The organism is Amylibacter sp. IMCC11727 (assembly GCF_029854195.1).
Classification (GTDB): Bacteria; Pseudomonadota; Alphaproteobacteria; order Rhodobacterales; family Rhodobacteraceae; genus Amylibacter.
On the sequence record NZ_CP122960.1, the window covers coordinates 3,056,460 to 3,070,490 of the forward strand.

13 protein-coding genes are annotated in these 14,031 nt (G+C 55.5%); 10 read left to right on the forward strand and 3 right to left on the reverse strand.

Annotated features, from left to right (window positions below; translation table 11 throughout):
* Positions 1–10: 10 nt before the first annotated feature.
* On the reverse strand, positions 11–1,063 hold the full coding sequence (locus tag QBD29_RS15305) for an ornithine cyclodeaminase (protein ID WP_280098953.1): 1,053 nt from the start codon (positions 1,061–1,063) through the stop codon (positions 11–13).
* 8 nt (positions 1,064–1,071) lie between these two features.
* Positions 1,072–2,028, reverse strand: a complete 957-nt coding sequence (rocF, locus tag QBD29_RS15310) for an arginase (protein ID WP_280098954.1) — start codon at positions 2,026–2,028, stop codon at positions 1,072–1,074.
* A gap of 457 nt (positions 2,029–2,485) precedes the next feature.
* Here rocF and QBD29_RS15315 point away from each other — a divergent pair, with 457 nt between their 5' ends.
* The 7 genes from QBD29_RS15315 to QBD29_RS15345 all read left to right on the forward strand — a co-directional run bounded on the left by QBD29_RS15315 (position 2,486) and on the right by QBD29_RS15345 (position 9,863).
* On the forward strand, positions 2,486–3,706 hold the full coding sequence (locus tag QBD29_RS15315; protein ID WP_280100979.1) for an extracellular solute-binding protein: 1,221 nt from the start codon (positions 2,486–2,488) through the stop codon (positions 3,704–3,706).
* A 76-nt stretch (positions 3,707–3,782) separates the two neighbouring features.
* Positions 3,783–4,811, forward strand: coding sequence for a sugar ABC transporter permease (locus QBD29_RS15320; RefSeq protein WP_280098955.1), 1,029 nt, complete (start codon positions 3,783–3,785; stop codon positions 4,809–4,811).
* A gap of 3 nt (positions 4,812–4,814) precedes the next feature.
* Positions 4,815–5,696 (forward strand): carbohydrate ABC transporter permease, encoded by an 882-nt coding sequence (locus QBD29_RS15325; RefSeq protein ID WP_280098956.1) that lies wholly within the window; start codon positions 4,815–4,817, stop codon positions 5,694–5,696.
* Positions 5,697–5,700: 4 nt separating this feature from the next.
* Complete coding sequence (locus tag QBD29_RS15330) at positions 5,701–6,699, forward strand: hypothetical protein (RefSeq protein ID WP_280098957.1); 999 nt, start codon at positions 5,701–5,703, stop codon at positions 6,697–6,699.
* A 10-nt stretch (positions 6,700–6,709) separates the two neighbouring features.
* Positions 6,710–7,711, forward strand: coding sequence for an ester cyclase (locus QBD29_RS15335; protein ID WP_280098958.1), 1,002 nt, complete (start codon positions 6,710–6,712; stop codon positions 7,709–7,711).
* Between the two features lie 292 nt (positions 7,712–8,003).
* Positions 8,004–8,873: a DMT family transporter gene (locus QBD29_RS15340; RefSeq protein WP_280098959.1), complete on the forward strand. Its 870-nt coding sequence runs from the start codon at positions 8,004–8,006 to the stop codon at positions 8,871–8,873.
* A 33-nt stretch (positions 8,874–8,906) separates the two neighbouring features.
* The gene (locus QBD29_RS15345) at positions 8,907–9,863 is read left to right on the forward strand and encodes an endonuclease/exonuclease/phosphatase family protein (protein ID WP_280098960.1); all 957 of its coding nucleotides are present in this window, start codon (positions 8,907–8,909) and stop codon (positions 9,861–9,863) included.
* Here the strand turns inward: QBD29_RS15345 and QBD29_RS15350 are convergent.
* The gene (locus tag QBD29_RS15350; RefSeq protein ID WP_280098961.1) at positions 9,860–11,635 is read right to left on the reverse strand and encodes a DNA polymerase III subunit gamma/tau; all 1,776 of its coding nucleotides are present in this window, start codon (positions 11,633–11,635) and stop codon (positions 9,860–9,862) included. The genes QBD29_RS15345 and QBD29_RS15350 overlap by 4 nt on opposite strands.
* A 150-nt stretch (positions 11,636–11,785) precedes the next feature.
* Here QBD29_RS15350 and QBD29_RS15355 point away from each other — a divergent pair, with 150 nt between their 5' ends.
* The 3 genes from QBD29_RS15355 to QBD29_RS15365 all read left to right on the forward strand — a co-directional run bounded on the left by QBD29_RS15355 (position 11,786) and on the right by QBD29_RS15365 (position 13,951).
* Positions 11,786–12,268 (forward strand): dual specificity protein phosphatase family protein, encoded by a 483-nt coding sequence (locus QBD29_RS15355; RefSeq protein ID WP_280098962.1) that lies wholly within the window; start codon positions 11,786–11,788, stop codon positions 12,266–12,268.
* A 104-nt stretch (positions 12,269–12,372) separates the two neighbouring features.
* Entirely contained in the window at positions 12,373–13,488 is a 1,116-nt protein-coding gene (locus tag QBD29_RS15360) for a twin-arginine translocation pathway signal protein (RefSeq protein ID WP_280098963.1), read from the forward strand.
* Positions 13,478–13,951 carry a MarR family transcriptional regulator gene (locus QBD29_RS15365; RefSeq protein ID WP_280098964.1) on the forward strand — a complete coding sequence of 158 codons (474 nt, stop codon included), beginning with the start codon at positions 13,478–13,480 and terminating at the stop codon, positions 13,949–13,951. Before QBD29_RS15360 ends, QBD29_RS15365 begins: the two co-directional genes overlap by 11 nt.
* The last annotated feature ends 80 nt before the right edge of the window (positions 13,952–14,031 follow it).

Sequence of the window (14,031 nt, forward strand, 5' to 3'; positions counted from 1 at the left end):
CGCAGGCATCCTACCCCGCCGCGCGCTGCACCATCCCGAACAAATCACGCGGATCATCGGGATCGGCAAGCATATCCAGATCCTCGTAAAAACCGCTGGATTTCAACTTGTCGCGCACATACCGCAGCGCACTGAAATCTTCGATGGCAAAGCCGACCCCGTCAAACAATGTAATCTGGCTTTCGCTTGTGCGGCCTGTTTTGGCCCCTGTGATAACCTCCCACATTTCGGTGACAGCAAAATCCTCTGGCATCTGCTGGATTTCCCCTTCAATCCGCGTTTGCGGGGGATATTCCACAAACACATCAGAGCGTGACAGGATATCCGCGTGCAATTCGGTCTTGCCTGGACAGTCCCCGCCGATGGCGTTGATGTGAACACCCGCGCCCACCATGTTGTCCGTCAGGATCGTCGCATACTGCTTATCCGCCGTGCATGTGGTGATGATCTGCGCGCCCTCAATGGCCTCTTCGGGTGTCTTACAGGCCACCAATTCCATGCCAAACCCTTTCAGGTTGCGCATGGCCTTTTCTGTGGCCGCAGGGTCAATGTCATACATGCGCAGCTTGTCCACGCCAACGATGGCTTTCATCGCAAAGGCCTGAAATTCCGATTGCGCCCCATTGCCGATCATCGCCAACGTCTTCGCCCCTTTGGGTGCCAGATGCTTTGCCACCATCGCACTGGTTGCGGCCGTGCGCAGCGCCGTCAGGATCGTCATTTCAGACAGCAACACAGGATAGCCATTGCCCACATCCGCAAGCAGGCCAAAGGCCGTCACCGTCTGCAACCCCTCTTTCATGTTCTTGGGGTGTCCGTTGACGTATTTAAACCCGTACACTTCCCCATCTGATGTGGGCATCAACTCAATCACACCTTCCGCAGAATGGGACGCAACACGCGGTGTTTTATCAAACAGCTCCCAGCGGCGGAAATCGTCTTCGATGTACTCTGCAATCTCTTTCAACATCTGTTCCAAGCCAATGAAATGGATCAGTTTCATCATGTTATCGACACTGACAAACGGCACCATGGCCAGCTTTGATGGATTCAAATTCATCATATTTCTCCTTAATGCACCGCTGAACCAGTCTTGCGTCCGCTAAACCCACCTGTGGCACGATCAAACACACGGCGCCCCATCAGGCTCGCCACCAGATCAACCATCAGGCTGGCGGTTTTGCCCCGTTCGTCCAAAATCGGGTTCAACTCCACCAGATCAAGCGAACTGACCAAACCGCTGTCGCACAGCATTTCCATCACCAAATGCGCCTCGCGGAACGTGGCTCCCCCAGGCACTGTGGTTCCAACGGCAGGGGCAATAGACGGGTCGAGGAAATCAACATCCAAACTCACATGCAGCAAACCATCCCGCTCTGCCACGGTTTCCAGAAAATCACGCAACAACGGTGCAATGCCGTTTTCATCAATGGCCCGCATGTCGTGCAATTGGAAATCATGGCGGGCCAATTCCGCCCGCTCCGCTGGGTCGACAGACCGCAACCCGATCATGCACACACGCTTTGGCGGCACTTTGGCATCCAATTCAGGGAACCCTTCGAACCCATCACGACCACAGACATACCCAACAGGCGTGCCGTGCAAATTGCCCGATGCGGTGGTCAGCGGTGAATGATAATCGCTATGCGCATCCAACCACAAAACATACAAGGGCCGCGCCTGTTCTTTGGCATAAGACGCAACCCCGGCCACCGTGCCAAGCGACAGACTGTGATCACCCCCCATAAAGATCGGGAACCCTTCCGCCATCGCATCTTTCGCAGCTTTAAACAGCGATTTGGTCCACGCGATGGTTTCTCCCAGCGCAAACACGTCTTTATTTTTGCTGCTCGCTGGCTCAACAGGCCCCATCGCCACATTGCCACGGTCTTCAACCTCAAAGCCCAATTCATTCAGCGTTTCACCCAGACCCGCCACGCGAAACGCATCTGGCCCCATCAAACAGCCCTGTCGCCGCTTGCCCGAATCCACGGGCGCGCCGATCATCAAACAGGTTTTCTTTTCCATTTTTTATCCCTTCAAAATGCGGCCAACCGCTCCGCTCAACTGACATAACGTCAGGGCTGCAAACCATTGGCTGAATATGCCACCCATTGGATGACGGTTTTTTGCGAGGCTTCAGCGACTGCATTCACAGCCCGTGTCATCCCGTCTTTGCATCTGTCCGAGGGCCATCCCCCGCCGGGAACCAGAAGGCGCTTTGCAGCGCACAACGTTCCTGCCACTTCTATATCCGTTTAAAATTTCATGTAAACACTCGCGCACCACGCTTGATCTAACAAACGTCTGATTTTTTTCTTGTCACAGCGAATATTTTTGCGCACCATGCAAATATTGCATTCGTATGCAAAATGCCGAATCGCCGCAAAACCAACCCCTTTGGGTTGTCGAATGGGGAAACGGTCGCTTACGCTTGTTAAACGGATTCGTATTCGCAAGCCCAAGGGAGAAAACAATGGGAATTATGAAAAACTTAATGACAGCAACGGCCTTTGCCGCTGTCTCAGCTTCGGCCGCAATGGCCTGTGAAATCTCAGCCCGCGTCAACATCGTCGGCAACGAATTTCCAGCCATCCAAACAGTGGGCGCAGGCGCACAGGAATGTTCGGGCGCAGAGGTGAAAACAAACCTCACCGCGGACCACCAGAAAATCAACGTGGCTGGCATGTCCGGCAACCCAGCAGAATACACCTCTGCCATCGTTGCTAACTCTTCCATCGTTGCGCTGATGAACGAAGACGTCATCCGCCCGCTGGATGATCTGGTTGCCAAGCACGGCCAAGACCTGAAAAAGAACCAGCTGATCACAGTGAACGGCAAAATCATGGCCGTTGCCTTCATGGCGAACGCGCAGCACCTCGTTTACCGTAAGGACGTGCTGGAACAGATCGGCATGGAACCCCCAAAAACCTACGAAGACATGCTGGCAGCGGCTAAGAAAATCCGCGAAATGGGCATCATGGAAAACCCAGTGGGCGGCGCATACAAAGCAGGCTGGAACTTGGCCCAAGAATTTAACAACATGTACATCGGTACAGGCGGTAAATTCTTCAAAGACGGTTCTGCTGAAGTGTCCATCAACAACGAACAAGGCGTTGCTGCTCTGAACATGATGAAAGCTCTGTCAGAGTACATGAACCCTGACTTCCTGACACATGATTCAAACGCAACATCTGCCGAATGGAAAGCAGGCAACGTTGCTCTGATGAACATGTGGGGCTCCCGTGTTGGCCCTCTGCGTGACACAGAAGGTTCCAGCCAAGAAGTTGTCGACAACACAGCCATCGACGCACCAATGACAGTTGCAGGCGGTTCCACACCAGCCACAACTCTGTGGTGGGACGGCTGGACAGTGTCCAAAAACATCTCTGACGAAGAAGCAGAAGCAACCTTCATCGCGCTCAAGCACGCTATTCGTCCAGACATCCTGAACGAGACAACTTCTCCACAGGCTGTTTGGTTGATCGACGGCTACGAGCCAACAGATGCAGCCAAAGGCGTTTTCGCAGCGGCACAAGCAGGGTCCGTACCATACCCAATGCTGCCATACCAAGGCCTGCTGCACACAGCACTTGGCGCTGAACTGGCGGACTTCATGCAAGGCAAAGAAAGCGCTGAACAAGCACTTGCCGACACAGAAGCAGCCTACACAGCGGCCGCCAAAGAAAAAGGCTTCTTGAAGTAAGCCTTTCACCAATCGCAGAGAGGGCATAGGTCCTCTCTGCATCCCATATCTTCCCGCCCCGTTAGCCGAGAAAATCATGCGACACTCCACTTTCTTCTGGTTCTTTCTGCCCACGGGGCTTGCGATGCTCCTGTTCATCGCATTGCCTATCATTTCGGTTGTAACCCAATCCGTTTACACCCCCCATGACGCGGTCTTTACCGTATCAGAAAACTGCGGCCCCTTCGGCTGCACGCAAGAAACCACCATCGACCAAGAAGCAACCGCCGCCTTGCGCGAAGCAGAACCACTTGGAAAATTCGTTGGTCTGCAAATCTATCTGGATCGCGGCCACCTCGCCACATCCGAAGTGGCCGAAGCATGGCGCACCCGCGATAGCATCGGTGGCTTCATGTCAGCACTTGGCAACCTGCCGTTCTATCGCGCGATGGCCTTCACGCTCACTTATACCTTTACCGTGACACCCCTTCTCATCATCCTCGGCTTTATGATCGCCGTGGCTGTGAATTCATTGGCTCAGCGCCTAAAGGGGATCGTGATCTTCTTCTCGCTCCTTCCAATGATCACCAACCCGTTGGTTGGCTCGCTGATCCTATTCTGGATGATCGACAGTCGCGGCATCATCGGCAACTTTATCCAATGGGCCGCAAACGACCCTGATCTCAGCCTCAAGGCCTCCACCGGCCTCACGTGGATCATGCTCATCGTATACGGCGTCTGGCACTCCGCGCCTTTTGCCTTTGTTGTGTTCTATGCAGGCCTGCAAACCCTGCCCCAAGACACGCTCGAAAGTTCGCGCATTGATGGGGCCACGCGCTGGCAACAAATCCGCTATGTGGTGATCCCGCACATCATGCCGCTTGTCACATTCGTGGCTCTTATTCAGCTAATGGATAACTTCCGCGTCCTTGAGCCAATCATCGGTTTCAACGCCGAAGCGCACGCCACCTCGCTCTCGTGGATCATCATGAATGATCTGGGCGGCGAAACACGGCTCTTGTCCTCTGCGGCCAGCTACTCCGTGCTGACAATCATCGGCGTTGCCATCCTCTTGTCCCCTGTGCTGGTCCGCACATGGCGCGACTATAACCGCAAGGAGGCATAAGCCATGTCATCCAAACTCAACAAACAACCGATGGGCCTGCGCATCTTTTCCGTTGGCTTCGTGGTTTTGTGGTTTATCCTCGCCGCCTTCCCGTTCTTCTGGACACTGTGGGGCAGCTTCAAGGTAGAGCTCGATTTCTTCTCCAAGGCCGATTGGACCAACGCCCTGACTGGCGCGCGCACAATGGCCGAACACGGCACGACCTTTACGGGCGCAGGATATGAAGGCGCGTGGATTCAAGAAGAATTTTGGAAATCCGTTATCAACACAGCCATCATTTGCTTTTTCACGGTGACAATTTCCCTGACCATCGGCACCCTTGGCGGTTACGCCCTGTCCCGCTCTGGCTACAAATACGTGTTCTGGCTGCTCATGGCCGCGCTGATTTTCCGCGCTATGCCTCCTGTGACACTGGTGTCAGGCTACCTCTTGCCGTTCTTTAACTGGAACCTCTGGGGCATCTTGCCCACAACCATCGTTGTTCTGGTTGCCATCAACCAACCCTTCACACTGTGGATGCTGCACAGCTTCTTTCAGAAAATCCCGAAAGAACTGGACGAATCCGCGATCGTGGATGGCTGTTCCCGCATTCAGGCGTTCCGCTATGTCATCATCCCTGTGATGTGGCCAGGCGTAATCACCACAGGTCTCTTCTCGTTCCTCTTGGCCTACAACGACTTCATCGTGACCTCGATGCTGCTCGAAGAAAAGAACCGCTCTATGGTCCCTGCGATCAACGCGTTCATGGGCACCACACAAACCGAAGGCAACGTCATGTTCGCCGTCGCCGCCGTTGTCTCTGCAATCGCGCCGCTCTTTGTGTTGGTGATGTTCTTCCAACGCCAAATCGTATCGGGCCTCACCGCTGGCGCTGTGAAAGGCTAACACAATGCACCCCAATAAGGCCGCGCTCAAATCCTACAGCGAAGCCTACGCCTACCCATCCCCTGATGGGTACGCCGATGCAGTCCATGCCTTGTACGCGGCCGATGCCAACATCAACGTCGTGCATCCCTTTAACAAGGTTCACGGCGCTGGGGCCTATGCCCACCGCGTGCTAGGCTCTTTGCAAGATGCGTTCGATAATCTCTGCCGCACAGACTACATCGCTTTTGGCGGCCAGTTTGAAGATGCAGACTGGGTCACCTGCACAGGATACTACACAGGCACATTCAACGCCCCTTGGCTCGGCATCCAGCCCACAGGCGCATTGGCCCACCTGCGATTTGGCGAATTTCACCGCATGGAAAACGGCCAAGCCATCGAAAGCTACATCTTCTTTGATATCCCCGAATTGATGATCGCTGCAGGCCAATGGCCGATCAAATCAAGCCCCGGTGCAAAACGCGGCTTCACAGGATACCTCCCAGGCCCCGCCAAACATGATGGCTTGCAATGGGGCGAAAACGACCCCGCCCGCTCACAAGACTCGTTCGAAATGGTCACCAAAATGCTCCAAAGCCTCGCCACTCCCGACGAAGCTTGGCGCCCCTATTGGCATCCCAATATGCTCTGGTACGGCCCCGCCGCCTTTGGGTCTTTCATCGGGATCGAAGATTTCGCCAGCTTCCAAGTCCCCTTTGAGGGCGCGTTTTCCGAATGGATCGGCGGCTCTGTCAAAGGCAGCAAAACCCGCCACTTCACCCGCTTTGGCGATGGGGATTACGTCTCCTCTGGCGGCTGGCCCTCGCTCAACATGATCCAAATCAAACCCTTCCTCGATCAACAGCCCACAGGCGAACGCCTCTATATGCGGGTCTGCGATTGGTGGCGGCGCGACAAAACTCCAGACGGCGACTTACTCGTCGAAAATTGGGTTTTCGTAGATATCCCCGATGTGCTGAAACAACTTGGCACAGACCTATTTGAACACATCGACACCCCATAAAAGAAACCAAATGACTGATTTCCAAACCGAAAAATCCCTCGTGCGCGACTACTACGCCGCACTCGACGCACCAGACGCCGACCTAAACGCGGTGATGAACCAATACATCAGCGCCGATTACCTCTGGCGCGGCTTCCACCCTTTTAATGAGCAAACCTCTGGCGCGGACGTCGCAACAAAATTCTGGCACCCGCTGCGCCAATCCCTCACCCACCTGCAACGTCGCCAAGATATCTTTATGGCGGGGGCAAATACGCTTGATCACGGCGGCACTTGGGTTGTCTCCATGGGCCACCTCATGGGCCTGTTCGATCACGCATGGCTTGGCATCCGCCCCACAGGCAAAATGGCCTTCCTGCGCTATTGCGAGTTCAACCGCGTCGAAAATGGCAAAATCACTGAAACCGCCATGTTCTTTGACATCCCGCATCTGATGATCCAAGCAGGCCAAAACCCCTTCCCCCCCCAAACAGGCGCACATAACATCCAATGTGGGCCACAAACCCACACTGGCCTGATGTTTGACGCCCAAGACCCAGCCGAGGGCGAAAAAACCCTCGCTGCCGTTGATTACATGGTCAGTGACATCAAAACATGGAAAGGCGGACGCGAAGAACCGCTGGTGGATGAACTGCGCCGTTCATGGAACGAAGACATGATCTGGTGGGGGCCCGCAGGTATCGGCGCGACCTATACGATTGAACGATATGCAGAACAACATTCAGGCCCGTTCCGCGCTGGCTTCAAAGACCGCATTTTCAACGGCCACATCTGCCGCATGGCCGAAGGCGAATTTGGCGGCTTCTTCGGCTGGCCCAACCTGACCCTAGAACCCACGGGCGGCTTTATGGGCATGCCTGCCACCCACAAACCCGCCGACATGCGCGTGATCGACGTCTATCGCCGCGGGGGGGACAAGCTCACCGAAAACTGGATTTTCATCGACTTGCTGCATTTCTGGAACCAACAAGGCCTTGATGTGCTCGGGCGTTTGCCGACAGCGCGGGACTAGGGTTGCTGGGGCGCTGCCCCAGACCCCAGGATATTTTAACTCAAAAGAAACCCTTTCGGTCTTTACTCTATGTGCGGTACAGGCTGGGAAGCCGATGATCGCCGACGAAGAAGCCGCTTTGACATCCTTCTTGGGTCCCCCCTTGCTTAGATGTCAAAGCGTGCGCCTTTTCTTTTGAGCCTAAATATCCGCAGGGGAATTGGCCAAAGGCCAAGGGGGCGGCAGCCCCGATATCCCTTGCACCACAGCACACCTTCGATCACAAACGTTCCAAACAAAAAGGGGCGTGCGCGTGACATATTCCAAAAACCTGCCGCTTTGGCTCGCCTTTGGTTCCGCCTTGTTTTGGGGGCTCTGGTGGATGCCTGTGCGCGCATTGGAAGCCGTTGGGCTCACAGGGGCTTGGGCAGGAACCGCTATGTTTGCAGGGGCCATTCCCGCCTTGATCCTGTTGTTCCTCTGGTCCAAACGCCCCATCACATTTGATCTGCGCGTCATCCTGTCAGGGGCCATGGTGGGCAGCGCGATGATGCTCTATTCCTATGCGGTCACTGAAACCACCGTGGTGCGTGCCATCCTGTTGTTTTACCTCGCCCCTGCATGGGCACTCGCCATTGAATGCGTTTTTCTGGGGCGCAAATTCAACGGAACCAATGCCCTTGCCCTTGTGCTTGCCGCCTGTGGCATCCTTTTGATCTTTCGCGGGGATGTCAGCCTTGCGAACTGGACCATTGGCGACGGTATGGCGCTGCTCTCTGGTGTCTGCTGGGCCGTTGGTTCAACACTTGTGTTTTCAGGCAAAGACGTAGGCGCACGCACCATCGCCCTGTTCGGTTGCTCAGGGGCCCTGATCGTCGGCCTTTTGATGTTGCTTTTGTCAGGGGCAGCGCTGCCCATCACGGAAAACGGCGTTGAAACCGCGGGCCTGTTAACCCTGTCTGGCACGTTTTACATAGCCCCCGTGCTTATCGCCACACTGTGGTCAGCGCGCAGGCTTAACCCCACCACCATCTCCTTCCTGCTCACAGGCGAGATCATCTCTGGCGTGGCCAGCAGCGCGGTCTTTTTGAACGAACCCTTCGGCTGGCCAGAGGCAATCGGCTCTTGCGTCATAATCGGTGCCGCTTTGGTCGAAGTCATCAGCCCCAAGAAAACCAGTTGATCCATCGTGAATTGATCGTATTTTGAAGGTTCTATGATACTCTCTTCCCTTCTCTGGCTGCTTGGCGCGGCCCTTGTGCTGGTCACATTGCTTCCTTTGCGCAAAACTCACGCGTGGTGGGTTCGCGGCTGCGATTTTCCCCGCCTTCACATTTGTCTTGCAGCACTCGCCACACTGCTCACCACGGGCCTTTTGGCCCCAATTGGTTGGGGGGTCTTGGGCCTGATCTTACTGGCAGTTGCGGTGTTTCAAGGGGCACAAATTCTGCCCTATACACCACTTTATCCAACTGAAATTCCCCTGTCTGATGGCACAGGAAAACCCACTTTCAAAATCCTCTCCGCCAATGTGTTAAAAGAAAACACCGATCACGACAGTCTGGCCAAACTGATCCAGTCCGAACAGCCCGATGTTTTATTCCTTATGGAAACAGACCCTGATTGGATTGCGCGGCTGCGCCCCATTCTCGACAGCTACAAAACCGTGCAATCCGAACCACGCGACGATCATTACGGCATGGTGCTGGCCAGCAATCTCGATGCCACGGCGATCAACTTTGTCGATCTTGCCAATGGGGATACGCCTGCCGCTTTTGCCACGCTAACCGCGCCCAACGGGCAGGGATTCAACTTTGTCGGCCTGCACCCGCGCCCCCCCCTTCCAGGCGATGACACCCATGCACGGGATGCGCAAATCCGCAAATCTGCCACCATTGCACACCATTTGAAACAGCCCGTTATTTGTATGGGCGATTTCAATGACGTGGCCTGGTCACGCACGTCAAAAACGTTCAAGAAAATCGGTAATTATCGCGATCCCCGTATCGGGCGCGGCATGTTTCCGAGCTTTGATGTAAACCACCCCGTCATGCGTTTCCCGATTGATCAGGTCTATGTGACGGACGGTATCAAATTGGCGCATTTCGGGCGGGGGCCTGACATTGGATCGGATCATTTCCCGATGATCATCACCGCATATCTCGACGATTAATCGTCTTCAAACGGGTCCCAGTCATCGTCGAGCATTTGCGCTTCCAGCTCTTCTTCTGGGTCCGCTGTGATGTCTTCGAGCGATTTGATATCGCGAATTTCTGCCCCTGGAAACCGCAGCAAAGCCGCCGCTACCAACGGATGCTGCATGGCACGGCCCGCCAGATCATTGCGATGGGCTATTTTTTGTTCGGCAACGGTGTCTCCACCACCCTCAGACACCACTGAAACGCCCCAACGCACACCCGTCCACGCCTGCAATCGCTGCGCCAATCGCGCCGCCAAATCTGGCGGGGCTGTGTCTGTCGGTTGAAACTCAATGCGACCGGGCGAATATTTTGCCAATCGCACGTTGCTTTCCACTTCCATCAGCAGCTTCATATCGCGTTTGGATCGGATCAAATCAATCACCTGATCAAACCGCACAAACCGCGCCAGCGCTTGCGCTTCGTTCGGCTGGCTCGTTTGAACGTGCCCACCACCTGCGATCATCGCAACGGGGCCGCCGTTTGGCGCACCGCCAATGGTTCCTCCATGCTCAACCGTTCCGCCACCCGTTGGCATAGGCGGCGTTGCACCGCCACCTCCGCCCGTTGGCGGTGTCATCGGCTGGGATTGCAGCTTCCGGACCAACTCCTCGGGGCTTGGCAACTCCGCCACATGGGTCAGCCGAATAATCGCCATTTCGGCGGCCATCATGGCATTTGGCGCTATCGACACTTCTTCCAGCGCCTTTAGCAACATCTGCCACATCCGCGTCATGGCCCGCATCGGCAATGCCTCAGCCGCCGCCAACCCGCGCGTGCGTTCATCTGGCCCAACGGTCGGATCATCCGCTGCCTCGGGCGATATTTTGATCACCGAAACCCAATGGGTCACTTCCGCCAAATCCCGCAGCACCGCCATCGGGTCCGCTCCTTCGGCATATTGCCCAGACAACTCCTCCAGCGCCCCAGCAGCATCGCCTTTCATCACCAGATCAAACAGATCGAGCACCCGACCCCGATCCGCCAGCCCCAGCATGGCACGCACCTGATCCACGGTCGTTTCACCCACCCCGTGGGCAATCGCCTGATCCAGCAGCGACATCGCATCGCGCACCGATCCTTCGGCGGCACGGGCAATCAACGCCAACGCATCTGGCGCCACTTGCGCCCCTTCCAGACCAGCAATCTTTTCCAGATGCGCGATCATCACTTCTGGCTCAATGCGCCGCAGATCAAACCGCTGGCACCGGCTCAACACAGTCACAGGGATTTTGCGAATTTCCGTCGTCGCAAAAATAAACTTCACATGCTCTGGCGGCTCTTCCAGCGTCTTCAACAGCGCATTAAACGCCCCCGTCGACAGCATGTGAACCTCATCGATGATGTAAATCTTAAACCGCGCCGACGCCGCGCGGTAATGCACTGAATCAATAATCTCACGAATGTTCGCGACCCCAGTATTGGACGCCGCATCCATCTCCATCACATCCACATGCCGCCCCTCGGCAATGGACGTACACATATCGCACACCCCACAAGGCTCCGTCGTCGGCCCACCTGTGCCATCAGGACCAATGCAATTCATCCCTTTGGCCACAATCCGCGCCGTTGTGGTTTTACCCGTGCCGCGAATACCCGTCAGCACAAACGCATGGGCAATCCGATCCGCCGCAAACGCATTTTTCAGCGTGCGCACCATGGCGTCTTGACCGATCAAATCTTCAAACGTGGCGGGGCGATACTTCCGCGCCAAAACCTGATAGCCTGTGTTTGCGTCTTCCGCCATTATCCGCCCTGAACTGCTAAGATTCGTATCCCTCTCAGAACCCTATAGCGTTTCGCGAAATAACTGAATTACAAAAACCTTGCCACGCTTCGCGTTCTCGGGCTTTTTGAAATACACGTCTTTCTTTGGCTTCTCGAAACACCACACATCATGTCCAATTTTGCCATATACCCCGTCCCCCTTTCGCGCGGCACACTTGCGATTTCCCCCATGCCTGGGCGCGGCGGGCAGTTCGACGCCGATCTCATCACGCTTTTGAAATGGTCCCCTGACCTCGTCCTCACTATGACCACCGCCGCCGAACTCGCAGACAAAAACGCCACCGACCTGCCCATTCGCTTGGCCGAGGCAGGCACAGACTGGCTGCACCTGCCCATCGAAGATTTTGGCGCCCCCCACGGCGAAACCGCGCAATATTGGCCAGAGGCCGCAAAACGCGCCCATAAAATCCTCGATCAAGGGGGCAAAGTCCTCGCGCACTGTATGGGTGGCCAAGGCCGATCTGGCATGGCCATCCTGCGCCTTATGGTGGAACGCGGCATTCCGCCCGAAACGGCGCTGCGCCAAATCCGCGCTGTCCGTCCAGCCGCCGTCGAAACAGACGCCCAATACGCTTGGGCCGCACAAATCTAACACCTCACCAAGGTTTCTTTGTTCTCCAAATACTCAAACACACTTGACTAGTGCGATATCGCATCATATTTAATACGAAATCGCACTATATGGAGATTCGCAAAATGACTACTTCCAAACCCTCGCGTCGCAAATTCCTCAAAATCCTCGGTGGCGGCACAATCCTCGCCGCCGCTGGCGCAACAACCTTCGCGCTAACCCGCACCCCGCACAAAGCACTCGCTCCATGGGGTGCCGCCACCAGCTACACCGAGCCACGCCGCCGCGCGCTTGCACACGCCCTGCTCGCGCCGAACCCGCACAACCTGCAGCCATGGCTGATCGAGCTGCAAGGCGACGACACTGTGATCATCCACCGCGACGACACCCGCGAATTGCCCATGACCGATCCGTTCAACCGCCAGATTTTCATCGGCCTTGGCTGTTTCCTTGAACAACTGGTCATCGCCGCCAGCGCTGATGGGTATACTGTGGATTTGACTCCCCTCCCCGAAGGAGACAATGGCCCCATCGCCCATGCCACCTTTACCAAAGGCGCAACACCCGATCCCCTCGCCGCCCAAATCCTGCACCGCCACTGCGACAAAGGCATTTACACTGGCGCACCCATCACAGCCGATGCCGTTACCGCTCTTGCCCCTTACACCAACATCGTCACGGACTCCGATCAGGTCGATGCCTTGCGCACAATCGGTTTGAACGCCCTCAAGGTGGAGCTTTTCACCCCCCGCACACTGAAAGAATCGGTCGATGTCATGCGCATCGGCAAACGGGAAATCAACGCCAACCCTGATGGCATTGAACTGCAAGGGGCGCTCTTTGATCTGGGCAAAATGTCAGGCTACATCACAGACGAATTGTTGATGGACACCGCGCATCCGTCCTTTCAGGGCGTGATCCAAGACTACACCGATGCCTTCACCTCAACGCCCGCCTTTGTGTATCTGAACACAGATACAAACACACGCGCCGATCAAATCGAAACAGGGCGCAAATGGCTGCGCATGCACCTCAAAATCACCGAACTTGGCCTTGGCCTGCAACCTGTCAGCCAAGCCTTGCAAGAATATCCAGAAATGGCCGATCACTATAAAACCATTCATCAGATGCTTGCGAGCGACGGGCAAACCGTGCAAATGCTAGGGCGCTTGGGGTACGGCACATCCGCCATTAAAACCCCGCGCTGGCCCTTGGAAGCGAAACTCTTGAATGAAACCTGAAGACCAAAAAGCAAAGCTCACGCCAGACCAAGGCCAAGCCTTGTTTCAATTCTTCACAGAGGTGGGGATCATCCATCAGTTGTCCTCAAAACTGCTGGAATCCCACCTTCCACACAATTTAACGAACACACATTTCGGAATTCTCAGCCACCTCAGCCGCCGCCCTGGCGGGGAAACACCTCTGCAACTGGCCACGGCGTTTCAACAACCCAAAACCACCATGACCCATATGCTCAAGGTGCTGGAAAAAAATGGCTTCATCACCGTTGGGCCTCACCCTACAGACGGGCGATCCAAAAACGTGACCTCTACCGAACAGGCGCACAGGCTGTTAATGCAAACCCGCATGGCCATGGCCCCTGACATGGCGCATCTTGTGTCCCAGATTGATCCTGACATGATCACTCAAATCACACCCCATCTTACCCAAATTCGCGAAATCTTGGATCGCGCGCGCGATTGATCCGCCCCCTGCGAACCAGATGCCACAGCTGCCTTTTTCTTGGCTCAAATATCCAAAATCCGGCCGTTGCCCCAAACGCG